Here is a 24,465-nt window from a genome sequence, read left to right as displayed (position 1 = left end):
GGCCGGACTGACGCCCCGTTAGCCCGTCAGAGCGTGCCGTAGCTGTGCAGGCCTGAGAGGAACATGTTGACGCCGAGGAAGGCGAAGGTCGTCACCAGCAGGCCCACCAGCGCCCACCAGGCGGCGACGGTGCCGCGCAGACCCTTCATGAGCCGCATGTGCAGCCAGGCCGCATAGTTGAGCCAGACGATCAGCGCCCAGGTTTCCTTCGGGTCCCAGCTCCAGTAGCCGCCCCAGGCCTCGGCCGCCCAGAAGGCGCCAAGGATGGTGGCGATCGTGAAGAACGCGAAGCCCAGCGCGATGGCCTTGTACATGAGGTCGTCCAGCTGGACGAGCTCGGGCAGCCGGCGCGTCACATGGGTGCGCAGCACGATGGCCAGCGTCATGAAGGCGGCCACGCCCGCGATCTTGCCGGCCCAGCCGTTCAGGCCTGTGATGGTCGCGTCGTCCAGCGTGGCGCCGAAGCGCACGGCCAGGATGACCGCCACGATGCCCAGCGGCATCGCGACCAGGCCGATGGCCAGATGGCGCGTCGTCGCTGTCTTGAGCAGGTAGGCCAGCGCCACCATGGCCGCCAGCGAGAAACTGCCGTAGCCGACGAAGTTGGCCGGCACGTGAATCTTCATCCACCAGCTTTGCAGCGCCGGCACCAGCGGCTGGATCTCCTGCGCCTCGCGCGCGACCGTGTACCAGAGCAGGAAGCTGACGGCGCCGCTCACCACCAGCATGACGAAGGCGCCGAGCGAGCGCGTGGCAAAGCGCTCCTCGTAGTACAGGTGGAACAGCGTCGTGAGCCAGCAGAACAGCACGAAGACTTCGTACAGGTTGCTGACGGGGATGTGGCCGATGTCCGGACCGATCTGGTGGCTCTCGTACCAGCGCACGAGCGTGCCGACCAGCGCCATGAAGACGCCGCCCCAGGCCAGCTTGGAGCCCACCGTCTCGGCCATGCTGTTCCGGCCCGCGCCGGTGAAGAAGCCGCCCCAGTAGAACAGGGTGCTGAGGTAGAAGCACAGGCTCATCCACAGAATGGCGCTCTGGCTGGACAGCAGGTACTTCAGCCAGAACACCTTCTCGCCGGCGGCGAGGTCGGCGCCGAAGTCGTCGGTGTGCTGGGCATACAGCGCGATGGCCAGCAGAGTCGCGCCGCCGGCCGCGACCGTCAGCAGCCGCAGCGGCCGCCAGAACCAGCCCAGCGCGACGAGCGCCGGCATTGCGCACAGCAGGATGCCCTGCTCGTAGCCGTTCATACTGGCGTGGTAACGGCTGAAGGCATAGGCGCCGCCCAGCAGCACCAACGCGGCGAAGACCCAGTCCAGCGCGTCGCGGCGCTGCAGCGCATGGCGGCGCGGCAGGTCGAAGGTGGTGGTGTTCATGCGTGCTCCTTCAGGATGGCGGCCTTGAGCTGCGCGAACAGCGTGGCGTTGTCGGGCGACTCGCGGGTGCTGGACATGGCCATGCGCACCTGCGAGCTGGCAGGGTCGGTGCCTGGCGTGATCCACACCCACAGGCGCCGCTCCTTGATGTAGAGCATGGCGAAGACGCCGACGATGAGCAAGAGGGCGCCGAGGTAGACCAGCTTCTGGCCCGGCGCGCGGGTCACCTGGAACACGCTGGCTTGCACCTGCTCGAAGCCGTCGAGCTGCAGAAGCACGGGGGACGGGTAGTAGAGGCTGTCTGACAGCGACAGCACCGCCTGCGTCATGAAGCCCTGCGTGGCGGCGTCCACGGGCGACGGCGGCAGGCCGGCGTGTTCGCGCGCCAGTTGGTTCAGCTCGAACAGGCAGCCGTTGAGGATGCGCAACAGAACCTCGGAAATGCGCTGGCGGTCGGACTCGGGCACGTCGCGCTCGACGAACTGCGACAGTGCAGGCAGGCCGCCACGTACCTCGTCGCCCGGTTTGGCCGCGGCGCCCGAGAACAGCGTGAGCGCGCGCTGCGCGGTGAGCTGCAGCTGCTGCTGCATCTGCGCCTGGTTGGGCGGCGTGGCCGCGGCGGCATAGGCGTGTGCAGCGGCCTCGCGCAGCGCGGGGTCGGCCAGCGCCTGGCGCAGGCGCAGCCAGCCGTCGATCTTGTCGTGCTCGTCCGCCGGGATGCGCAGGTAGCGGAAGGCGTCCGCCGGCGACTCGCGCATGCCGGCCAGGAAGACGCGCCGTCCTTCCAGCTCGATGGGCAGCATGTAGTTGCTGTATTCGCGGGCCTGGCCGGCCGCGTCGCGCAGCTTGTAACTGAAGCTCGGGCCGACGTTGTGCAGCGACTTGTCCTTGTCGCCCTTTGCGCCGCTGCCGAGATGCTGGTTCAGCCGCTCGCCGAGGTCCACCTTGCGCACGTCCGCCCCGCTGGCGTTCTCGCTGCCGCCCATGTTCTCGACGTTGATGACGCGCAGGCCGTCCAGCTCCAGCATCTGGTCGCCGAACTTCAGCCGCGAGCCGACGCGACCTTCGATGGCGGCCGGCGCGCCGCCGGCCAGCGGCAGCACCTTGAGCTGCAGCTTGCTGCCGCCATCCTCGAAGCTGCTCTGGAAGATGGCCAGGCCGTCGTGGATGACCGGTTCATTGACCTTGACCGTCGCCTCGCGCGTCTGGTTGCCGTCGTGGATGACGATGTCGCTGGCGAAACTCTTGGGCATACCGGTGGGGTAGTAGTCCACCTTGAAGGCCTTGAGCTCGATGTCGAAGGGCAGGTCCTGCAGCACGACGCCGCTGGGCAGGTTGACGACCGCGATGCCCTGGCGTTGGTGCTCAGGCACCGACACGTTGGCGCGGAAGCTCGGGTTGGCCGTGCTCAGTCGGTATTCGGGCTTGATGTCGCTGATGAAGCCGGCACCCGTATAAAGCTGCTTGCCCTGCGCCCACATGGCCAGCTTCACCATCGCGTTGCCGTCCAGCACGCCGCCGACGAGAATCAGCACGATGGCCGAGTGGGCGGCGAGGTAGCCGATCTTGTTGGCCGCGCCGCGGCGGGCCGCGATCATCGTGCCGTTCTCGCGCTGCTGCACGCGGGCCTTCCAGCCGAGTGCCGTCAGCGCGTTGCCGATCTCGGCCAGCGCCATCGCTGGGTTGCTGGGAACCTCGCCGATGGCCTTGTGGTGGTGCGCCTGCAGCGACTGCTCGCGCACGCCTTCCTTGTAGCTCTTCAGGTCGGCCAGGATCTTGGGCGTGTTCCGGGCGATGCACAGGCTGGTGGACACCACCAGGAAGGCCAGGATGACGAGGAACCATGGCGCGCTGTAGACCGTGTAGAGGCCGAAGCGGTCGAACACCTCGGCCCAGAAGGGGCCGAACTGGTTGATGTAGTTGCCCATGGGCTCGCTCTGGCGCAGCACGGTGCCGATGACCGAGGCGATGCAGATGACGCTGAGCAGCGCAATGGCGAAGCGCATGGACGCGAGCAGGTCGAGCAGCTCGCGGGCGGGGGAGGGGCGTTGGGCGGCGGCGGACATCGAGCGCAGGAGTGTCGGGCAAGAAAAAAGGCCGGTGTGTTGCACCGGCCTTCGTTCAGAGAGGCAGCTTGTTCTGCGTCAACGCAGACCCGCGACGTAATCCGCGACAGCCTTGATTTCCTTGTCGTTCATCTTCGCGGCGATGGCTGCCATCTGCGGCGAGTTGGCACGGGCGCCGCTGCGGAAGTTGTTCATCTGCAGCTCCACGTAATCGGTGTGTTGACCGGCCAGGCGCGGGTACTGGGCGGGGATGCCGGCGCCATTGGGGCTGTGGCAGCCTGCACAGGCGGGCACGTTGCGCTCGGCGATGCCACCGCGGTAGATCTTCTGGCCCAGCGCGACGGTGTCCTTGTTCTTGGCAAAGCCGGGCTTCACGCCGCTGACGCCAGCGTAGAACGCGGCGACGTTGCGGATGTCTTCTTCCGACAACGGCGCGGCCATCGCGTTCATGACGGCGCTCTGGCGCTTGCCGCTCTTGAACTCGGTTAGCTGCTTGGTCAGGTATTCCACATGCTGCCCGGCGATGATCGGGTTGGCCGGGCTGCCGCGCGAGCCGTCGGCCGTGTGGCAGGCCGCGCACACCTGCTTGGACAGCTCACCACCCTTGGACAAATCCGGCTTGGCCGGGGCCGCGGCGGGCTCGTTGGCGTAAGCCGTGGCAGCCAGCAACAGACTCGACAGGAGGATGGCGACAGTCTTCATGGATTTTTGGGTTTCGTTGGGCGCAACCTTCAAATTTTACAATGCCGGATGACCGCGTCCGACCCAGCCATGAACAATCCAATCCCAGAAGCGCCAGTGACCGAGAAGCTGGCGCTCGCCTGGACGCATACCGCGCGCTTCCTGACCACGGCCAGCCAGCTCGTCCACCTGCCGGCCACGGAGCTGCCCGAGATCGCCTTCGTCGGCCGCTCCAACGCTGGCAAGTCCACCGCCATCAACACGCTGGCTCAGCAGAAGCGCCTGGCCTTCGCGTCCAAGACGCCGGGCCGCACGCAGCACATCAACCTGTTCGAACTCGGCCCGAAGGATGCGGCGGACGCGCTGTTCGCCGACCTGCCGGGCTACGGCTATGCGGCGGTCAACAAGTCCGCCAAGCAGCGCTGGCAGAAGGTGATGGCCGACTACCTCGAAGTCCGGCGCAGCCTGTCTGGCGTCGTGTTGATGGTGGACTCGCGGCTGGGACTCACCGACCTGGACAGGCAATTGCTCGAGTTCGTTGCCGCGCGGGTCGCCACCGGTGAGATCAAGCTGTTGGTGCTGCTGACCAAGGCCGACAAGCTCAACCGCAAGGAGGCCGATGCGGCGCTGCGTGCGACGACCGAGTTCCTCGCCGGCATGACGACGGAAACCTCCGACGTGTCGGTGACGCTGTTCTCGGCACTGAAGAAGCAGGGCGTTGGCGACGTGGCGCTGGTGCTGCACGAGTGGACTCACGGCGCTGCCGAAGTCGCCACCGCCTGATCAACCGCCGTCCAGGTCACTCATCAGCGTGTCGACGGCGCGCTGCACGACGCTGTCGTCTTCCAGCGCGGTGATGAGGCCGTTGGCCAGCAGCGCCTCCAGCGCGCGTCGCGTCAGCGGCAGGCGCTCCTCGGCGTCGCGGCCGACGAACAGCGTGAACTGGCGGCCCTCGCTGATCCAGGCGATCTGCGCGGTATGCCAGTCGCCCTGGATGAACATGTGGAACCAGCGGCCCACCTGCAGCTCGTCGATCCAGCGCTGCAGCGCTGCACGGGCGTCCGGCGAGTCGTGCTCCTTGTAGAGCTGCACCGGCACGGTCGGCAGCTCGCCGCGGTCCACGTCCGCGCTGAGCCAGTGTGACGGCAGCTGCGAATCGCGCTCCTCCATCAACCGCTTGACGATCTCGTCGGCGGACGCCGGTGCGCCGGCGGCGGGAGCCGGTGCCGGCGGCGGTGCGGGGCGGCGCGCGGACGGGTCCAGCGCCGGCAGGCCGCGCAGCAGGCGTGCGTGCTGACCCATCAACTCGGCCAGCGCGGGCTCTCGCTTGGTCTCGCTGATCTGGATGCTGTCGCAACCGGCCACCAGCCGTTCGATGATGACGGGCAGCCTCATGCGCAGCGCCTCACGGGCGGCCATGTCACGCGGCGTCATGAGGCTGTCCAGCACGGCGTCGACGAGTTCCACGGCGTCCTGTGCTTCGCGCGATTCCCGGCCATGCTTGACCATCGCATTGACGATGACCTCGACCCACGCGATCTGCATGAAGCGTTGCATGCGCGGGCCGAGCGGCGCGTCGGCGATCTGATGGTCGATCTGCTCGCGCAGCAGCTGGCGCCATTCGTCGCGTTGCTGCCCGCGCTCCAGGGCCGCCAGCGCGTCGGCGTTGCGTTCGCCGCTCTGGCGTGCCTGCTGGTCGATGTGGGCATCCACGCGCACCAGCACCTGCTGGAACAGCGCGGCCGTGGGCGTCGGCGCGTCGACGAGCAGCTGCGCCTCGGCTTCCATGAAGCGCAGGAACTCCACGAGGCGCGGGTCGTCCGCACGGCCGAAGGCCATGCCGTGGGCGGCCACGCGGTTCAGCAGCGCCCAGGTGGGGTGGTCCTGCCGGCGCAGGAGCGTCGAGTCGGTCCGTGCCAAGCGCACGACGGCGATCTGCAGCCGGGCGAGCAGCGCCTTGAGCGGTGGCACGAGGCGCGGGTCGGCCAGGATCTGGTCGTACAGCCGGCTCAGCATGTCCGGCCCGGTGGTCCGCACGAAGGGCGCGGGCGCCTGCGGGTCACGCGGCGCCGCGGCCGCGAATGGCATCGGACGTGAGTTGAAGGCGTCGACGCGGCGCGACAGGCCATCAAGCGTGCCGGGCATGGAGTTGCGCGTGCCGATGCCCCGTGCGGCAGCCAGCCGCTGGTGGGACATCGGGTTGGTCTGCACGCGGCCGTGCGAGGCGACAAGGTCGCCGATGTCGGCGGCCCGCAGCGCGGCGCAGAACTGCCCATAGAGGCGGTGCAGGGCGCGCGCCATCGGCACGGCGGCCGCGCGCATCAGTTCATACTGGGCCTGCGGGCTCAGTGCGCTGGCGGCCAGTGCATGGTGCAACGCGTGGGCGTAGAGGGCCGGGCGCAGCGGGTTGTCGCGCTCGCGGGCGCGGGCGATGCCGCGCAGCGCCGCGTAGAAATTGCCGAGCTGGTGCAGCTCGGCGCGGCTCTGCTCTTCGGCCGTATGGGCGACATGGGCGATGGCGACGTCCTGCAGCGCCTGGCTTTCATCGACGAGGCTCAGGCCCGCCAGGCCGCCCGCCTGGCGGGGTGCGCGTTGCAGCGGGTCTTCGCCGCGGCGGCCGCTGTGCAGCAGCTCGATGAGGCGGCCTTCGAAATCGGCGGCAAAACGGGTGCGGATCTTTCTCCAGCTTTCCCGCAGCGCGAAGTACTGCGGGTCGGCATCGAGTTCGTCCTGCACCAGATTCATCAGCTCGCGGGCCAGGGGGCCGGCCTCGGTCAGGGCTTGATCGAGGAGTTCATGGGGGTGCAGGCTGATGGACATGGATACGACTTGAAACGAGTTGAAATTATCTGATGCATGTTTCGCGTGGCCGGCCGTTTCACTAGTCCTGACGCCCCCCGTTCGGAAGGGCTGGTAGCGCTCCCCACGACAGTTTTCACGCTTTGGCCCTGCTGCCCCCCGGTTCGGGCGGGGCAAGTCGCGTGCCGAGGCCTTGTCGCGCGTGCAAAGAAAAAGGGCTGCCTTGCGGCAGCCCTTTCATCAGCGGAAGGTCGCTGGGCGCGGACTTACATGTCCATGCCGCCCATGCCGCCCATGCCACCGGGCATGGCCGGCGCAGCGCTTTCGTCCTTCGGCGCTTCGGCGACCATGGCTTCGGTCGTCAGGAGCAGCGAGGCCACGGAAGCGGCGTTCTGCAGCGCGGTGCGGGTGACCTTCGTCGGGTCCAGGATGCCCATCTCGATCATGTCGCCATAGGTGTCGTTGGCAGCGTTGAAGCCGTAGTTGCCCTTGCCTTCCAGCACCTTGTTGACGACCACGCTCGGCTCGCCGCCGGCGTTGAAGACGATCTCGCGCAGCGGCGCTTCGATGGCCTTCAGGATCAGCTTGATGCCAGCGTCCTGGTCGGCGTTGTCACCCTTGATCTCGCCGGCGGACTGGCGGGCGCGCAGCAGGGCCACGCCGCCACCGGCGACGATGCCTTCCTCGACGGCGGCACGCGTGGCGTGCAGCGCGTCTTCCACGCGGGCCTTCTTTTCCTTCATCTCGACTTCGGTGGCGGCACCGACCTTGATGACGGCGACGCCGCCGGCCAGCTTGGCCACGCGCTCTTGCAGCTTCTCGCGGTCGTAGTCGCTGGTGGCTTCCTCGATCTGGATGCGCACTTGCTTGACGCGGGCTTCGATGTCGGCAGCAGCACCGGCGCCATCGATGATGGTGGTGTTTTCCTTGCCCACTTCGACGCGCTTGGCCTGGCCCAGGTCAGCCAGCGTGACCTTCTCGAGCGACAGGCCCACTTCCTCGGCGATGACCTTGCCGCCCGTCAGGATGGCGATGTCTTCCAGCATGGCCTTGCGGCGGTCGCCGAAGCCCGGGGCCTTGACGGCGACGACCTTCAGGATGCCGCGGATGGTGTTGACCACCAGCGTCGCCAGGGCTTCACCCTCGACTTCTTCGGCAATGATCAGCAGCGGACGGCCGGCCTTGGCAACGGCTTCCAGCGTGGGCAGCAGGTCGCGGATGTTGCTGATCTTCTTGTCGAACAGCAGCACGAACGGGTTCTCGAGAACGGCGGCCTGCTTCTCGGGGTTGTTGATGAAGTAGGGAGACAGGTAGCCGCGGTCGAACTGCATGCCTTCGACGACGTCCAGCTCGTTGTTGAGGCTCTTGCCGTCTTCGACGGTGATCACGCCTTCCTTGCCGACCTTGTCCATCGCATCAGCAATGATCTGGCCGACGTCGAAGTCGCTGTTGGCCGAGATGGTGCCGACCTGGGCGATTTCCTTAGACGTCGTGGTGGCCTTGGAGGCTTTCTTCAGCTCGGCGACGAGGGCCGTCACGGCCTTGTCGATGCCGCGCTTCAGGTCCATCGGGTTCAGGCCGGCGGCCACGTACTTGGAGCCTTCGCGAACGATGGCTTGGGCCAGCACCGTGGCGGTCGTGGTGCCGTCACCGGCGTTGTCGCTGGTCTTGGAGGCCACTTCCTTCACGAGCTGCGCGCCCATGTTCTGCAGCTTGTCCTTGAGCTCGATTTCCTTGGCGACGGACACGCCGTCCTTGGTCACCGTGGGTGCGCCGAACGAGCGCTCCAGCACCACATTGCGGCCCTTGGGGCCCAGGGTCACCTTGACCGCGTTGGCCAGGATGTTCACGCCTTCAACCATGCGTGCGCGGGCTTCGCCGCCGAAGACTACGTCTTTTGCTGCCATGTGTTTCTCCAGATTCTTAAATTGAGGTCAGAGTCGAATTTCGACGTCTCGATCAGCCGGGGCGGCGCATCGCGGTGCGATGGCTCGTCCCTGTGTCATTACTTTTGAACGACGGCGAAGAGGTCTTCCTCGCGCATGACCAGCAGTTCCTCGCCGTCGACCTTGACGGTCTGGCCGGAGTACTTGCCGAACAGCACGCGGTCGCCCACAGCGACGTTCAGGGCGACGAAGTCACCCTTGTCATTGCGCTTGCCCGGGCCGACGGCCAGCACTTCGCCCTGGTCAGGCTTCTCGGCGGCGTTGTCAGGGATGACGATGCCGGAGGCGGTCTTGGTTTCTTGTTCCAGGCGGCGAACGATCACGCGATCGTGCAAGGGGCGCAGCTTCATGGGTTCTCCTTCAGAGTTGGAACTGCGGCGGCCGGTGTTCGTGAGCGCCGGCGCGCCAGAAAAACTGGGTCGATACGCCGACCCGATTTCGTTAGCACTCGCACTTGGAGAGTGCTAGCAGCTTTGCATTATAGGGACGCACGATGTCGATTCAAGACCGTCGGGCGTCTTGCCGCGCTGTGAGATGTGGGATGCGGGCAAACGCCGAATTTGGCACCCAATACTTCAAGCACCACTTCGCAATCGAGTGGCAAGTCCTTATTTGGAAACGATATTTCCATTGCATACTGTGCTTTTCAACAGTCGCTCGTAAGTGATTGATTTCATTGAAAAAACGAGCCCCGAACCTTGACCCGGTCGATCAGCCCACTTAAAGTGGGAGGAAGTGTCGTTACGTGGTGAAAAGTGTCGGAAATCGTCTTTCAAGGTGCCTCGAACTTGGCGTTGGACGCCAAGGGGCGCCTGAGCGTCCCGACGCGGCATCGTGAGGTGCTGCAGCTGCTCTGCGAGGGGCGGCTGACGATCACCAAGCATCCTGACGGTTGCCTGATGCTGTTCCCGCGCCCGACGTGGGAGGTCTTCCGCGACAAGGTCGCCGCGCTGCCGATGTCGGCCGCTGGCTGGAAGCGCGTGTTCCTGGGCAATGCGATGGACGTCGAGATTGACTCGGCGGCGCGCGTGCTGATCTCGCCCGAACTGCGCGAGAGCGCTGGCCTCGACAAGGAGGTGGTGCTGCTGGGCATGGGCAGCCACTTCGAGATCTGGGACAAGAAGGCCCATGCCGCCCAGGAGGCCGAGGTGCTGGCCGGGCCGATGCCGGATTCGCTCAAGGACTTCAGCTTCTGATGGCTGCCGACGTGAACGAGAGCGCCACGTTCCGCCACACCACCGTGCTGCTGGACGAGGCGGTGGACGGCGTGCTCGCGCGGCCGGACGGCGTCTATGTGGACGGCACATTCGGCCGCGGCGGTCATTCGCGCGCGCTGCTGGCGAAGCTGGCGCCCGAGGGGCGGCTGATCGGCATCGACCGCGACCCTGAGGCCATCGCCGCGGCGGCCGCCATCGACGACCCGCGCTTTTCCATCGTGCACAGCGGCTTTGCCGATATGGCCGACGAGCTGGCCGCGCTGGGCGTGCACCAGGTGGACGGCGTGCTGCTGGACCTGGGTGTGTCCAGCCCCCAGATCGACAACCCGGAGCGTGGCTTCAGCTTCCGCTTCAACGGCCCGCTTGACATGCGCATGGACACGACGCGTGGCCAGAGCGCGGCGGACTTCCTCGCGCGAGCCGACGAGCGTGAGATCGCACAGGTGATTCGGGACTATGGCGAAGAACGGTTTGCTGGCCAGATTGCAAAGGCGCTTGTTGCTCGCCGACAAGCCGGTGCGCCGCTCACGCGCACCGACGAGCTGCGCGAACTCGTGGCTCGCACGGTCAAGACCCGCGAGCCCGGGCAGGACCCGGCCACACGCACCTTTCAAGCTCTTCGGATTCATGTCAATGCCGAGCTGGAGCAGCTCGAGCAAGGGCTAAAGGCGGCGCTGCGGTTGCTCGCGCCCGGCGGGCGCCTGTCCGTCATCAGCTTCCACTCGCTAGAAGACCGGCGCGTGAAGCAGTTCATCGCCGCGCACAGCAAGGCCGAGGTGGACCGCCGCGCGCCGTTCGCGCCGCCGCCCGCGCTGGCGCTGAAGGCGCTGGGCCGCGTGATGCCGAGTGCTGCCGAGGTGGCCGCCAATCCGCGCGCGCGCTCGGCGGTGCTGCGCATCGCGGAGCGCACCGACGCGCCGCTGAAGGCGGCCTGACGCCGTGGCCAAGCTCAACCTCCTGCTCATCCTCGCCGTGCTGGCCAGCGGCGTCGTCCTCGTGCACAGCGCGTACGAGTCGCGTCGCCTGTTCGCCGAGCGTGAGCGCGCCAAGGCGGAGGGCCAGCGGCTGGCGGCCGATGCCGAGCGGCTGAAGGCCGAGCGGCATGCACAGGCCACCAACCTGCGCGTGGAGCAGGTGGCGCGCGAGCGGCTGGGCATGCGGGTCATCACGCCTGCCGTCGTGGCCTCGGGGGTCAATCCATGACCCGCCCCGGCAAGCAGAACAAGTCCGGCGCACGCGCACTCGGAGCCGGCCGCGGCGTGACTTACTCGACGAGCCCGCTGCTCGCGTCCAAGACGCCGCCGTGGCGCTCGCGTTTCCTCGTGGCCCTCGTGGGACTCGCCTTCTTGGGGCTGCTGGCCCGAGCCATCTACGTGCAGGTGCTGCACACCGACTTCTTCCAGAAGCAGGGCGAGGCCCGCTACGCGCACACGCTGGAGCTGCCGGCGAGCCGCGGCCGCATCAACGATCGCACGGGCCAGACGCTGGCCGCCAGCGTGGCCGTGCCGTCGATCTGGGCCATCCCAAAGGAAGTTGACGCGGACGGCGACAAGCGCCAGGCACTGGCCCAGGCACTGGGCCTGTCAGCGAGGGAGCTGGACGCCAAGCTCAACCCCGAGTCGCACTTCGTCTGGCTGAAGCGGCTGGCGGACGACGAGACGGCCGCCAAGGTCAAGGCGTTGGCGCTCAAGGGCGTGTTCCAGGACCGCGAATACCGCCGCAAGTACCCAGAGGGCGAGGCCGCGGCGCACGTGGTGGGCTTCACCAACGTCGAGGACAAGGGCCAGGAGGGCATCGAGCTGGCCTTCCAGAAGGAGCTGCAGGGCCGCGACGGCTCGCGCTCCGTCGTGCGCGACCGCCTGGGCCGTGTCGTCGAGGACATCGGCGACATCGTGCCGGCCGCCAACGGCCAGGACATCGACCTGTCCGTCGATTCCAAGGTGCAGTTCTTCGCCTACCAGCGCATCCGCGACGCGGTGGCCGAGAACAAGGCCAAGGCGGGTTCGGTCGTCGTGCTGGACGCGCAGACAGGCGAGGTGCTGGCGCTGGCCAACTTCCCGAGCTACGACCCGGGCAACCGCCAGAACCTGTCCGGCGAGCAGTTGCGCAACCGTGCGCTGACCGACGTGTTCGAGCCCGGCTCGACGATGAAGCCCTTCATTGCCGGCCTGGCGATGGAGACGGGCCGCGTGACGCCCGACACCTTGGTGGACACCGGCAACGGCAAGTACGCCTTCCAGGGCGCCGTCATCAGCGACACGCACGCGCACGGCCTCATCCCCGTGCGCGAGGTCATCAAATTCTCCAGCAACATCGGTGCCACCAAGCTCGCGATGCAGATGCAGCCGCGCGAGATGCACGAGATGTTCACGGCCATCGGCCTGGGCCAGCGGCCGCAGATCAGCTTCCCCGGCGCGGTTGGCGGCAAGCTGCGGCCGTGGAAGACCTGGCGGCCCATCGAGCAGGCGACGATGAGCTACGGCTACGGCCTGTCGGCCTCGCTGTTCCAACTGGCGCGCGCGTACACGGTGTTCGCGCGTGATGGCGAGATCATCCCGGTCAGCATGCTGCGCCAGCCGCACGACCAGCCGGTGCCGGGCATCCGCGTCTTCAGCCCCAAGGTCACGCAAGACCTGCGCCTGATGCTGCAGGCCGCAGCCGGCCCCGGCGGCACGGCGCCCGAGGCGCAGGTGCCCGGTTACAGCGTCGGCGGCAAGAGCGGCACGGCCCACAAACAGGAAGGTCGCGGCTACGCCAGCCACAAGTACCGCGCGTGGTTCGTCGGCATCGCGCCGATCAGCAAGCCGCGCATCGTCGTCGCCGTCATGGTGGACGAGCCGACCGCCGGCAGCTACTTCGGCGGCAAGGTGGCCGGCCCGGTATTCAGCCAGGTCGCCGCGCAGACGCTGCGCCTGCTGGGCGTGTCGCCCGACCTGGACGTCAAGAGCCAGATCGTTGCCAACAAGAACGCCGTGGCCACCGAGGAAAGCTTCTAAGCATGATGCCCCCACGCTCGCTTCGCTCGCTGCCCCCCGCGGGGTCTTCATCGCCCTTGGGGCGGCCTGGCGGTCGATGATGCTGACCCGATTGAAATCCCCCGACGCCGCCGCCCGCTGGCTCACTGAATGGTGCACCGGCACGCTGCGGACCGACAGCCGCCACGTGCAGCCGGGTGATGCCTTCATCGCGTGGCCCGGCTATGCGCGCGATGGCCGCGAATACGTCGCCGCGGCGCTGGCGGCGGGCGCGTCGACGTGCCTCGTGGAAGACGCCGATGTCGAGCGTTTCGGCTTCGTGGACGCCCGTGTCGCGTCGCTGCCGGGCCTGAAGGCGCGCACCGGCGAGATCGCTGCGGCCTTCTTCGGCAAGCCGACCGATGCGCTGGACGTCATCGCCGTCACCGGCACCAACGGCAAGACCTCGTCGGCCTGGTGGATCGCGCAAGCGTCGGCCCAGCTCGGCAAGCGTTGCGGTGTCGTCGGCACGCTGGGCATCGGCGAGCCGCCGCGGCTGGACTACAACGGCCTGACGACGCCTGACCCTGTGCTGCTGCAGGCCGCCTTCGCCCGCATGCGCGACCAGGGCTTCGCCGCCTGCGCCATCGAGGCGTCCAGCATCGGCATCGTCGAGGGCCGTCTGGCCGGCAGTGCGGTGCGCGTGGCGGTCTTCACCAACTTCACGCAGGACCACCTGGACTACCACCAGAGCATGGACGCCTACTGGGGGGCCAAGCGCGCGTTGTTCAGCTTCCCGGGCCTTCGCGCGGCGGTCGTCAACATCGACGATCCCAGGGGGCCGGGCCTCGCCGCCGAGCTGGCGGCACTGGACGTCTGGACCACCGGTGTCGAGCGGCCGGATGCGCGTCTGGCCGCGCTGGGCCTGCACTACACCGGCGAGGGTCTGGCCTTCACGCTGCAGGAGGGCGCCGAGCGCGTCGATGTGCAGACCGGCCTCATCGGCGACTACAACGCCGCGAATCTTCTGGGTGTGGTCGGCGCGTTGCGCGCGCAAGGACACGCGCTGGCCGACATCGCCCGCGTGCTGGCCCATGTGACGCCGGTGCCGGGCCGCATGCAGCGCGTGGGCAACGGCCGCGAGCTGCCACAGGTTGTCGTCGACTACGCGCACACGCCGGACGCGCTGGACAAGGCGCTGTCCGCGTTGCAGGGCCTGGCGCGCGCGCGCGATGGCGAGCTGGTCTGCGTGTTCGGCTGCGGCGGCGACCGCGACCGCGGCAAGCGGCCGCAGATGGGCGCCATCGCGACGCGGCTGGCCAGCCGCGTCGTCGTGACGACGGACAACCCGCGCACCGAGGCGCCAGCGCAGATCCTGGCCGACATCACGGCCGCGGCGCCTGGCGCGACGGTCATCGAGGCCCGCGAGGAGGCCATCCGCACGGCGATCGCCGCGGCCGGCGCGCGCGACATCGTGCTGATTGCAGGCAAGGGCCACGAGGACTACCAGGAGGTGCAGGGCGTGCGCCGGCCGTTCTCCGACGTGGCCGAGGCGCGTGCCGCGCTGCTGGAAAGGGCGGGCTTGTGACGGGTTTCATGACGCTCGCCGAAGCGCAGGCGCTGCTGCCTGGTTCGACGCTGGTCGGCGACGGCGCGACCCGCTTCGCCCGAGTGCACAGCGACACGCGCACGCTGCAGCCGGGCGACCTGTTCGTCGCGCTGCGTGGCGAGCGCTTCGATGCGAACGACTTCCTCGCCCAGGCTCAGGCCTCGGGCGCCGTGGCGGCATTGGCCGAGCGCGGCCTGGTTGAGGCCGGCCTGCCGGGCCTGCTGGTGGGCGATGCGAAGGCCGGGCTGGGCCAGTTGGCCGCCGCATGGCGCCGCCAGCAGCATTTGCCCGTCATTGCTGTCACCGGCAGCAACGGCAAGACGACGACGACGCAGATGGTCGCCAGCATCCTGCGCGCCTGGGTCGGCGACGATGCGCTCGCCACACAGGGCAACTACAACAACGACATCGGCGTGCCGCTGACGTTGCTGCGGCTGCGCCACGACGACGAGCGCAGCCACCGCGCCGCCGTCGTCGAGCTGGGCATGAACCACCCCGGCGAGATCGCGCCGTTGGCCGCGATGACGCAGCCCACGGTGGCGCTGGTCAACAACGCGCAGCGCGAGCACCAGGAGTTCATGGCCACCGTCGAGGCCGTGGCACGCGAGAACGGCGCCGTGCTCGCAGCGTTGCCGCCCAGCGGCTGCGCCGTCTTCCCGGCCGAGGACGCCTGCGCGCCGATCTGGTTCGAGATCGCCGGCAACCGCCCGCATTTGACGTTTGCGCTGCGCGGAGAAGCCGACGTGACCGGCACCGCTCAATGGATGGAGCAGCACTGGGCGCTGGAGCTGCACACGCCCGCCGGCACCGCGCCGGTCGCGCTGCAGATGGCTGGCGAGCACAACGTGCGCAACGCGCTGGCGGCGGCGGCCTGCGCGCTGGCCGCCGGTGCGCCGCTGACCGCCATCGCGCAGGGCCTGGAGTCCTTCCGTGCCGTCAAGGGCCGCAGCGAACTCAAGCGCGATGCGCGCGGCCGCCCCCTCATCGACGACAGCTACAACGCCAACCCCGACAGCGTGCGCGCGGCCATCGATGTGTTGGCCGCGCTGCCGGGCGACAGTTGGCTCATCCTGGGCGACATGGGTGAGGTTGGCAACGACGGCCCGGCCTTCCACCGCGAGGTGGGCGCGTACGCGGCCGAGCGCGGTATTGCCTATATGTGGACGGCCGGCAGCGCCGCGCGCGATGCAGCGGCCGCCTACGGCCAGCGTGCCCGCAGCTTCGACACGACTGCGGCGCTGATCGCCGCGCTGCAAGAACAACCCGACGCGGCCCAGACGCTGGTCAAGGGCTCGCGCTTCATGAAGATGGAACACGTGGTCTCCGCACTGCAGAACAACAAACCAGGAGCACCGCATGCTGCTTAGCCTCGCCCAGTGGCTGCAGGGCCTGTACCCCGACCTGGGCTTCCTGCGACTGCTCAACTACATCACCTTCCGTGCGGTGATGGCCGCCATGACGGCACTGCTGATCGGCCTGGCCTTCGGGCCGTGGGTCATCCGCAGCCTGACGGCGATGAAGATCGGCCAGCCCGTGCGCAGCTACGGCGTGCAGGCCCACCTGGCCAAGAGCGGCACGCCCACGATGGGCGGCGTGCTGGTGTTGATCGGCATCGGCGTGTCGACGCTATTGTGGTTCGACTGGAGCAACCGCTTCGTCTGGGTCGTCATGCTCGTCACCATGGGCTTCGGCGCCATCGGCTGGGTGGACGACTGGCGCAAGGTCGTCGACAAGAACCCCGAGGGCATGGCCAGCCGCGAGAAGTTCTTCTGGCAGAGCCTGATCGGCCTCGTGGCTGCGCTGTACCTCGCGTTCAGCGTGTCGGAGACGAGCTTCCTGGGCGTCGTGCAGCTGTTCATCCGCTGGGTCAGCAGCGGCTTCTCGACTGAGCTGCCGCCCAAGGCTGACCTGCTGATCCCGTTCTTCAAGACCATTTCCATGCCGCTGGGCGTGTGGGGCTTCGTCGCGTTGGCGTACTTCGTCATCGTCGGCACGAGCAACGCAGTCAACTTCACCGACGGGCTGGATGGCCTGGCCATCATGCCGGTCGTCATGGTCGGCTCGGCGCTGGGCCTGTTTGCCTACCTGACTGGCTCGTCGGTGTTCGCCAAATACCTGCTGCTGCCCTACATCCCGGGTGCCGGCGAGCTGCTGATCTTCTGCGCGGCGCTGGCCGGCGCGGGCCTGGCCTTCCTATGGTTCAACGCGCATCCGGCGCAGGTGTTCATGGGCGACGTGGGCGCGCTCGCGCTGGGCGGCGGCCTTGGCACGCTGGCCGTCATCACGCGCCAGGAAATCGTGCTGGGCATCATGGGCGGCATCTTCGTCGCCGAGGTGCTGAGCGTGATGATCCAGGTGAGCTGGTTCAAGTTCACGAAGAAGCGCTTCGGAGAGGGGCGCCGCATCTTCCGCATGGCGCCGCTGCACCACCACTTCGAGAAAGGTGGCTGGAAGGAGACGCAGGTCGTCGTCCGCTTCTGGATCATCACGATGCTGCTGTGCCTCGTCGGCCTGGCCAGCCTGAAGCTGCGGTGACCGCATGAAGCTCGACCTGCCGCAATTCGCCGACCAGCGCGTGCTCGTGCTGGGCCTCGGGGACTCCGGTCTCGCGATGGCGCGCTGGTGCGCGCGTCTCGGCGCGCAGGTCACCGTGTGGGATTCGCGTGCGCAGCCGCCGCAGCTCGGCGCGCTGGGCGACACGGCGGTCTTCATTACCGGGGAGCTGACCGCCGAGGTCGTGGCCGGCTTCCACAGCGTGTTGAAGAGCCCCGGGCTCTCGCCGCTGGATACACGCCTGAAGGCCGTCTACGAGTATGGCCCCGCAGTGCGCGGCGAGCTGGACCTTTTCGCCGATGCCCTCGCCGCATTGAAGGTGCAGCACGGTTACGCACCCGCTGTGCTGGCCATCTCCGGCACCAACGGCAAGACGACGACGACCTGCATGACCGGCCTGCTCGTCGAGCGTGCCGGCAGGCGCGTGGCCATCGCCGGCAACATCGGCCCGACGCTGCTGGACACGCTGACCGAGGCGCTCGACAAGGAGCCGGACCCTGCGCCCGCTGAAGAAGCGGCGGACGAGCCGGCCGCGCCGCTGGCGACGGCGATGGCTACGGCGGATGAGGCGGCGCCTGCTGGCGTGGATGAGGCCGGCGAGCCCGAGCCAAGTGACAAGCCGGACGACACGCCGCACGCCGCCGCAGAGGCCGAGCCGGTGCCGGCAGTGGTGCAGCCTGAAGACGCGCCGCTGCCCATTGACCCGCCGCCACCACGCGGCCCGGTGTTCGAGACCTTGCCAGAGGTCTGGGTGCTGGAGTTGTCCAGTTTCCAGCTCGATGGCGTCAGCAACTTCGAGCCGACCGCCGGCGCCGTGCTCAACCTGACGCAGGACCACCTCGACTGGCACGGCGACATGGCCGCCTACGGTCGCGCGAAGGCGCGCATCTTCGGACGCGAGTCCGTCATCGTCGCCAACCGCGACGACGTCGAGGTCGAGGCGCTGGTGCCGCAGCCGGTTTTCGTGAAGGGCACGCGCGGCAAGCCGGGCCGCACGGTGTCGCGCCGCGTCGTGCGCTTCGGGCTGAATGCGCCGCGCGCACCGGGGGACTTCGGCCTGGTGGAAGAGGGCGGCCTGGCCTGGCTGGTGCGCGCCCGCGAGCTGGACCCGACGATCAAGCGCCGCAAGGGCGACGAGGACGAACCGCTGGTCATCCAACGCCTGATGCCCGCCGATGCGCTGCGCGTGCGCGGTCGCCACAACGCGGCCAATGCGCTGGCGGCGCTGGCGCTGGCGACGGCCGCCGGCTGCGAGCTGGCGCCGATGCTGCACGGCCTGCGCGAGTACAGCGGCGAGCCGCACCGCGTGGAGCCGGTCGGCAGCATCGACGGCGTCGAGTTCTACGACGACAGCAAGGGCACCAACGTCGGCGCGACGGTCGCCGCCATCTCCGGCCTCGGTGCGGACCGCGCACCGGCCAAGTTGGTGCTGATCCTCGGCGGCGACGGCAAGGGCCAGGATTTCGCGCCGCTGGCCGACGGCGTGCAGCGTCACGCCCGCTCTGTGGCGCTGATCGGCCGCGACGGACCGCAGATCGAGGCGGCGCTGGCCAACACCGGCGTGACGATGCAGCGCCACGACACGCTGGAAGCCGCGACGGCCTGGTGTCTGGAACAGGCCCAGCCCGGCGACAGCGTGCTGCTGTCGCCCGCCTGCGCGAGCCTGGACATGTTCCGTAACTACGCCCACCGCGCCGAGGTCTTTGTCGCGACGGTGCAGCGGCTGGCCGACGACCGCGGGGTGGCGCTGTGAACATGGCGCTCGGAGGCATCACGACCCGGCTGCAGTCGCTGTGGAAGCGCGACGCCGAGGACGCGAGCGTGCCGGTGCGCGACTGGGTGTCCACGTCCGCCGGTCGGCCGACGCAGTTGCAGGGTTTCGACATCACGCTGGTCTGGGTCGTCCTCGCGCTGATGGCCTTCGGCTTGCTGATGGTCTATTCGGCGTCCATCGCGCTGCCGGACAACCCGCGCTTCGCCAAATACCTGCCGACGCATTTCCTGACGCGCCACATGGTGGCCATCGGCTTCGGGTTGGTCGCCGGCCTCGTCACCGTGCAGATCCCCGTGTCGATGTGGGAGCGCTATGCGCCGTGGGTGTTCGTCGCGGCGCTGGTGCTGCTCGTCGCGGTGCTCATCCCGCACGTCGGCAAGGTCGTCTACGGCGCGCGGCGCTGGATCCCGCTGGGCGTCATGAACTTCCAGCCCAGCGAGCTGGCCAAGTTCGGCATCGCGCTGTACGCGGCCAACTACATGATGCGCAAGATGGACGCCCGGGAGAACTTCTTCCAGGCCGTTACGCCGATGGCGATCTCGCTGGCTTTCGTAGGCCTGCTGCTGTTGGCCGAGCCGGACATGGGCGCTTTCATGGTCATCGCGGCCATCGCGATGGGCATCCTGTTCCTCGGCGGCGTCAACGGCCGCATGTTCTTCCTGATCACGATGGTGCTGGTCGGCGCCTTCGTGCTGATGATCACGCTGAGCGATTTCCGCCGCGAGCGCATCTTTGCCTACCTGAACCCCTGGGACGACAAGTACGCCCAGGGTAAGGCTTACCAGCTGACGCACAGCCTTATCGCCTTCGGCCGCGGTGAGTGGTTCGGCCAGGGCCTGGGCAGCAGCGTCGAGAAGCTGCACTACCTGCCGGAGGCGCACACCGACTTCCTGCTGGCTGTCATCGGCGAGGAGCTGGGCTTTGCCGGCGTGGCCGTCGTCATCCTCGCGTTCTTCTGGCTGACGCGCCGCTGCTTCCTCATCGGCCGCCAGGCCATCGCGCTGGACCGCATTTTTGCCGGCCTGTACGCGCAGGGCATCGGCATCTGGATGGGCGGCCAGGCTTTCATCAACATGGGCGTGAACCTCGGCGCGCTGCCCACCAAGGGGCTGACGCTGCCGTTGATGAGCTTCGGCGGGTCGGCCATCCTGATGAACTGCGTGGCGCTGGCGGTCGTGCTGCGGATCGACTTGGAAAACAGACAGATGATGAGGGGAGGTCGCTCGTGAGTGATCGACATCTCGTCGTCATGGCCGCCGGTACCGGCGGCCACGTCATTCCCGGCCTGGCCGTCGCCGAGGAGATGCAGCGCCGCGGCTGGACGGTGTCATGGATCGGCACGCCCAGGGGCATGGAGAACCGGCTCGTGCCGGCCCGTGGCATCGACATCGATGCGCTGCCGTTCGCCGGCCTGCGCGGCAAGGGCCTGGGCCATGCGCTGCGCGGTGTCGTCGGCTTCTTCCAGTCGCTGGGCCAGGCCGCGCGTGTGTACCGGCAGCGGCGCGCGACAGCCGTGCTGGGCATGGGCGGCTATGTCTGCGTGCCGGCGGGCCTCGCCGCGGCATTCAGCGGCCGGCCGCTGATGCTTGTGAATGCTGACGCGGCCATGCTGAAGAGCAACGCGGCGCTGAAGCCCTTCGCCAAGCGCATTGCCTTCGGGTTCGATGGTGCTGCGGCCGCGTCGACGAAGGGGGCCATCGTAAGCGGCAACCCGGTGCGTGCGGAGATCGAGGCGTTGGCGCCGCCTTCCGAGCGCATGGCCGATCGCATTGGCCCGCTGCGCCTGCTCGTTCTGGGCGGCTCACTAGGTGCCCGCGCCATCAACCAGGCGCTGCCGGTGGCGCTGAAGCTCTGGTCCGCGGAGCAACGACCTCAGGTGCTGCACCAGGCGGGGCAGGATCACCTGGGCGCCGTTTGGCAGGCCTACACCGACGCCGGCCTGACGGCTGAGGTGCGGCCCTTTATCGATGACATGGCCGGCGCGCTGGCCTGGGCCGACGTGGTGGTGTGCCGCGCCGGCGCCATCACGGTCAGCGAGCTGTGCGCGGCCGGGTGTGCGGCGGTGCTGGTGCCGCTGGTCGTTAGCACCACCTCGCACCAGCGAGACAACGCCGTCTTCATGGCGCAGCACGGCGCGGCCGTCCACCTGCCGCAGACGGAGCTGACACCGCACAAGCTGCACGAGCTGCTGGCCGGCCTGGACCGCGGAGCGCTGCTGGCGATGGCCGAGAAGGCCCGTTCGCTGGCCCGCCCGCGGGCGGCGGCGCGCGTGGCCGATGAGATCGAAGGAATGTTGAAGTGAAGCACGCGGTTCAACGACTGCATTTCGTCGGCATCGGCGGCGCCGGCATGAGCGGCATCGCCGAAATCCTGCACAACCTGGGCTTCACGGTCAGCGGGTCGGACGCCGCCGAGAGCGCGACGACTGAGCGGCTGCGCTCGCTGGGCCTGCGCGTGGAGATCGGCCATGCGGCGGCGCACATCGGCGACGCGCAGGCGTTGGTCACGAGCACGGCCGTAGCGGCGGACAACCCCGAGGTCGTCGCCGCCCGCGCGCGCCATGTGCCGGTGGTGCCGCGCGCCGTCATGCTGGCCGAGCTGATGCGGCTGCGCCGCGGCATCGCCATCGCGGGGACGCATGGCAAGACAACGACGACCTCACTCGTCACGGCCATCCTCGTGCAAGCTGGGCTGGACCCGACCTTCGTCATCGGCGGCAAGCTCAATGCGGCCGGTGCCAACTCGCGGCTGGGTCAGGGCGAGTTCATCGTCGTCGAGGCCGACGAAAGCGATGCGTCCTTCCTGAAGCTGAGCCCCGTGCTGGCCGTCGTCACCAACATCGACGAAGACCACATGGACACCTACGGCCATTCGGTCGAGAAGCTGCACGATGCCTTTGTCGAGTTCCTGCACCGCATGCCGTTCTATGGTGCGGCCGTGGTCTGCGCGGATGACCCGGGCGTGCAGGCCATCGTCGGCCGCATCGAGCGGCCGGTCGTGACCTACGGCCTGTCGTCCGGCGCCAGCTTGCGGGCGACGCGCGTGCAGGCGCTGGCCGGCGCACAGATGCGCTTCACCTGCGAGCGCGAAGGCGCGGCCGATTTGGACGTGCTGCTGAACCTGGCCGGCGAGCACAACGTGCGCAACGCGCTCGCGGCTATCGCGATCGCGATGGAGCTGGACTGCGCGGACGACGCGATCCTCAAAGCGCTGGCGCAGTTCTCCGGCGTGGGCCGCCGCTTCGAGAAGCACGGCGACTGGCCCGCGGCCGGCGGCGGTCGCTTCGCGCTGATTGACGACTACGGTCACCACCCGGTAGAGATGGCCGCTGTGCTGGCCGCCGCTCGTGGCGCCTATCCGGGCCGCCGTCTCGTGCTCGCCTTCCAGCCGCATCGCTACACGCGGACGCGCGACTGTTTCGCGGACTTCGTCAAGGTCATGCAGCAAGCCGATGTCGTGCTGCTGACCGAGGTGTATTCGGCCGGCGAGGCGCCTATCGACGGGGCGACCGGCCGCGCGCTGGCGGAGGCCGTCGGCACGCCGCATTTCGTCGCGACAGTGGGTGACATGCCTGCTGCGCTGGCCTCAATGACGCGGGATGGCGATGTCGTCATCGGCATGGGCGCGGGGTCGATGAGCGCGCTGCCGCGGCTGGTGGCTGCGCATTTCCCTGAAGGAGTTTCGGCATGAGCGCAAACACGCCGATCAATCTGGACATCGACGTCGCGGCGTTGGGCAGGGTGGCCGTGCTGTTCGGCGGCCGCAGCGCCGAGCGGCCCGTGTCGCTGATGAGTGGTAACGGCGTACTGGCCGCGCTGACCTCTGTCGGCGTCGATGCCCATGCCTTCGATCCGGCCGAGCAGCCGCTGCAGGCGCTGAAGGACCAGGGGTTCGATCGCGCCTTCATCGCGCTGCACGGCCGCGGCGGCGAGGACGGCACGTTGCAGGGCGCGCTCGAATGGCTGGGTGTGCCCTACACCGGCTCCGGCGTGACGGCGTCCGGTGTCGCCATGGACAAGACGATGACCAAGCGGCTGTGGGCGAACGAAGGCCTGCCCACGCCGCAGTACCTGGCGCTGTCGCGCGCCGAGCTGACGCGAGAGCGCGTGCGCACCATCCCCGACGAGCTCGGGTTGCCGGTCGTGGTAAAGCCGCCGCATGAGGGCAGCAGCATCGGCATCACGAAAGCCGCGGGCTATTCCGAGATGCAGGGTGCGGTGGAACTGGCGCTGGGCTTCGACGATGAGCTGCTGTTCGAACAGTGCATCGACGGCCCCGAGCTGACCTGCGCCGTGCTGGGCGAAGGCGCCGCGGCCGTTGCGATGCCGCTGATCGAGATCCGCGCCGAGGCCGGCAACTACGACTTCGCCAACAAGTACGAGACCGACACGACGCAATACGTGTTCGGCTCGCTGCCGGCGGCGCTCGAGGCCGAGATCCAGCAGCTGGTGCTGAAGGCCTATCGGCTGCTCGGCTGCCGCGGCTGGGGCCGTGCGGACCTGATGCTGCGCAAGGCCGACATGAAGCCCTTCCTGCTGGAGATGAACACCAGCCCCGGCATGACGTCGCACTCCCTCGTGCCCAAGGCCGCGCAAGCGGTGGGCATCGACTACCCGCAGCTGTGCCTTTGGCTGCTGTCGCAAGCGAGGCTGGACCGCCAGTGAATACAGCCGCCGCCAGCGTTGTCCTGCCGCCCGACGTCCGCCTGATGAATGCGGTGTCGGCGCTGCTGTTCGCCGCGCTGATGGCGACGGTGGCGTGGGGGCTGGCGCGCTGGGTGGTGCGGCTGCCGGTGTTCAACTTCCGTGCGATCCAGGTGGAGGGCGACGTCAGCCGCAACAGCGTGGCCTCGCTGCGCGCCAACGCGCTGCCGCGTCTGCATGGTTCGTTCCTCAGCATGAACCTGAAGGACGGCCGCGCCGCGTTCGAGGCCGTGCCCTGGGTACGGCACGCGCAGTTGCAGCGTGTGTGGCCCATGCGGCTGAAGGTCAGCCTCGAGGAGCATCGCGCCGCGGCCTACTGGGAGACGCGCATCGAGGGTGCCGACGCCAGCAGCGAAGCGAGCACCGACCGCGCACTGATCAACAGCTTCGGCGAAGTCTTTCAGGCCAACCTCGGCGACGTGGAGGACGAAGACCTGCCGGTGCTGGCCGGTCCGGCCGGCTCGGCGGCCAGCATGTTGCGGATGTGGCAAAGCTTGGCGCCCGCGGCCGAGAAGCTCGGCGAAAGCATCGAGCGGCTGGACCTGTCCGGCCGCGGCTCGTGGCGGGCGACCTTCGGCAGCGGTGCCGTCGTCGAACTCGGTCGGGGCAGCGAGGCCGAGGTCGTCGAGCGCTTCGGCCGCTTCGCCCGATCCATCACGCAGGTCACGACGCAATACCGCAGCCCGCTGCTGTCCGCCGATCTGCGCCATGCCGACGGTTACGCGGTCAAGCTGCGCGGCGTGACGACACAGACTCCGGGTAAACCCGTAAATAGAAAACGCTGAGG

Annotated in this window: 20 protein-coding genes; 14 read left to right on the top strand and 6 right to left on the bottom strand. The window is 68.4% G+C overall.

What is annotated here, in order from left to right; translation table 11 throughout:
• Positions 1-26: 26 nt before the first annotated feature.
• The 3 genes from ccsB to LXT13_RS18380 form a co-directional block, all read right to left on the bottom strand.
• Positions 27-1,376, bottom strand: coding sequence for a c-type cytochrome biogenesis protein CcsB (gene ccsB / locus LXT13_RS18390; RefSeq protein WP_233373407.1), 1,350 nt, complete (start codon positions 1,374-1,376; stop codon positions 27-29).
• Complete coding sequence (locus LXT13_RS18385) at positions 1,373-3,442, bottom strand: cytochrome c biogenesis protein ResB (protein WP_233373406.1); 2,070 nt, start codon at positions 3,440-3,442, stop codon at positions 1,373-1,375. Before LXT13_RS18385 ends, ccsB begins: the two co-directional genes overlap by 4 nt.
• A gap of 78 nt (positions 3,443-3,520) precedes the next feature.
• Positions 3,521-4,144, bottom strand: coding sequence for a c-type cytochrome (locus LXT13_RS18380; protein WP_233373405.1), 624 nt, complete (start codon positions 4,142-4,144; stop codon positions 3,521-3,523).
• A 69-nt stretch (positions 4,145-4,213) separates the two neighbouring features.
• On the opposite strand from LXT13_RS18380, the gene yihA reads away from it, so the two are divergent.
• Entirely contained in the window at positions 4,214-4,906 is a 693-nt protein-coding gene (gene yihA, locus LXT13_RS18375; RefSeq protein ID WP_233373404.1) for a ribosome biogenesis GTP-binding protein YihA/YsxC, read from the top strand.
• Here yihA and LXT13_RS18370 read toward each other — a convergent pair whose 3' ends face one another.
• The 3 genes from LXT13_RS18370 to groES form a co-directional block, all read right to left on the bottom strand.
• Entirely contained in the window at positions 4,907-6,943 is a 2,037-nt protein-coding gene (locus LXT13_RS18370) for a DUF1631 family protein (RefSeq protein WP_233373403.1), read from the bottom strand.
• A gap of 245 nt (positions 6,944-7,188) precedes the next feature.
• On the bottom strand, positions 7,189-8,829 hold the full coding sequence (groL, locus tag LXT13_RS18365) for a chaperonin GroEL (RefSeq protein ID WP_233373402.1): 1,641 nt from the start codon (positions 8,827-8,829) through the stop codon (positions 7,189-7,191).
• A 98-nt stretch (positions 8,830-8,927) separates the two neighbouring features.
• Positions 8,928-9,218, bottom strand: coding sequence for a co-chaperone GroES (gene groES, locus LXT13_RS18360; RefSeq protein WP_233373401.1), 291 nt, complete (start codon positions 9,216-9,218; stop codon positions 8,928-8,930).
• 414 nt (positions 9,219-9,632) lie between these two features.
• Here groES and mraZ point away from each other — a divergent pair, with 414 nt between their 5' ends.
• The 13 genes from mraZ to LXT13_RS18295 all read left to right on the top strand — a co-directional run bounded on the left by mraZ (position 9,633) and on the right by LXT13_RS18295 (position 24,463).
• The gene (gene mraZ / locus LXT13_RS18355; RefSeq protein WP_233373582.1) at positions 9,633-10,064 is read left to right on the top strand and encodes a division/cell wall cluster transcriptional repressor MraZ; all 432 of its coding nucleotides are present in this window, start codon (positions 9,633-9,635) and stop codon (positions 10,062-10,064) included.
• Positions 10,064-11,020, top strand: coding sequence for a 16S rRNA (cytosine(1402)-N(4))-methyltransferase RsmH (rsmH, locus tag LXT13_RS18350; protein ID WP_233373400.1), 957 nt, complete (start codon positions 10,064-10,066; stop codon positions 11,018-11,020). The genes mraZ and rsmH overlap by 1 nt, the downstream gene beginning before the upstream one ends.
• 4 nt (positions 11,021-11,024) lie before the next feature.
• On the top strand, positions 11,025-11,288 hold the full coding sequence (gene ftsL, locus LXT13_RS18345; protein ID WP_233373399.1) for a cell division protein FtsL: 264 nt from the start codon (positions 11,025-11,027) through the stop codon (positions 11,286-11,288).
• A complete protein-coding gene (locus tag LXT13_RS18340) occupies positions 11,285-13,081 on the top strand; it encodes a peptidoglycan D,D-transpeptidase FtsI family protein (RefSeq protein WP_233373398.1) in 1,797 nt (598 codons plus the stop codon). The genes ftsL and LXT13_RS18340 overlap by 4 nt, the downstream gene beginning before the upstream one ends.
• 76 nt (positions 13,082-13,157) lie before the next feature.
• Complete coding sequence (locus LXT13_RS18335; RefSeq protein WP_233373397.1) at positions 13,158-14,627, top strand: UDP-N-acetylmuramoyl-L-alanyl-D-glutamate--2,6-diaminopimelate ligase; 1,470 nt, start codon at positions 13,158-13,160, stop codon at positions 14,625-14,627.
• Positions 14,628-14,635: 8 nt separating this feature from the next.
• The gene (locus LXT13_RS18330; RefSeq protein WP_233373396.1) at positions 14,636-16,015 is read left to right on the top strand and encodes a UDP-N-acetylmuramoyl-tripeptide--D-alanyl-D-alanine ligase; all 1,380 of its coding nucleotides are present in this window, start codon (positions 14,636-14,638) and stop codon (positions 16,013-16,015) included.
• Positions 16,005-17,183: a phospho-N-acetylmuramoyl-pentapeptide-transferase gene (gene mraY, locus LXT13_RS18325; RefSeq protein ID WP_233373395.1), complete on the top strand. Its 1,179-nt coding sequence runs from the start codon at positions 16,005-16,007 to the stop codon at positions 17,181-17,183. Before LXT13_RS18330 ends, mraY begins: the two co-directional genes overlap by 11 nt.
• A gap of 4 nt (positions 17,184-17,187) precedes the next feature.
• Positions 17,188-18,954, top strand: a complete 1,767-nt coding sequence (gene murD / locus LXT13_RS18320) for a UDP-N-acetylmuramoyl-L-alanine--D-glutamate ligase (RefSeq protein ID WP_233373394.1) — start codon at positions 17,188-17,190, stop codon at positions 18,952-18,954.
• Between the two features lie 2 nt (positions 18,955-18,956).
• Entirely contained in the window at positions 18,957-20,204 is a 1,248-nt protein-coding gene (gene ftsW / locus LXT13_RS18315) for a putative lipid II flippase FtsW (RefSeq protein WP_233373581.1), read from the top strand.
• Complete coding sequence (gene murG / locus LXT13_RS18310; protein WP_233373393.1) at positions 20,201-21,277, top strand: undecaprenyldiphospho-muramoylpentapeptide beta-N-acetylglucosaminyltransferase; 1,077 nt, start codon at positions 20,201-20,203, stop codon at positions 21,275-21,277. The genes ftsW and murG overlap by 4 nt, the downstream gene beginning before the upstream one ends.
• The gene (gene murC, locus LXT13_RS18305; RefSeq protein ID WP_233373392.1) at positions 21,274-22,665 is read left to right on the top strand and encodes a UDP-N-acetylmuramate--L-alanine ligase; all 1,392 of its coding nucleotides are present in this window, start codon (positions 21,274-21,276) and stop codon (positions 22,663-22,665) included. The genes murG and murC overlap by 4 nt, the downstream gene beginning before the upstream one ends.
• Entirely contained in the window at positions 22,662-23,639 is a 978-nt protein-coding gene (locus LXT13_RS18300) for a D-alanine--D-alanine ligase (RefSeq protein WP_233373391.1), read from the top strand. Before murC ends, LXT13_RS18300 begins: the two co-directional genes overlap by 4 nt.
• Positions 23,636-24,463, top strand: coding sequence for a cell division protein FtsQ/DivIB (locus LXT13_RS18295; protein ID WP_233373390.1), 828 nt, complete (start codon positions 23,636-23,638; stop codon positions 24,461-24,463). Before LXT13_RS18300 ends, LXT13_RS18295 begins: the two co-directional genes overlap by 4 nt.
• The last annotated feature ends 2 nt before the right edge of the window (positions 24,464-24,465 follow it).

The sequence above is a fragment of the Pelomonas cellulosilytica genome, from assembly GCF_021353265.1.
Taxonomy (GTDB): Bacteria; Pseudomonadota; Gammaproteobacteria; order Burkholderiales; family Burkholderiaceae_C; genus Pelomonas; species Pelomonas cellulosilytica.
Note: the sequence above shows the minus strand (reverse complement) of the source record. Positions and strands in the feature narration are given on the sequence as shown.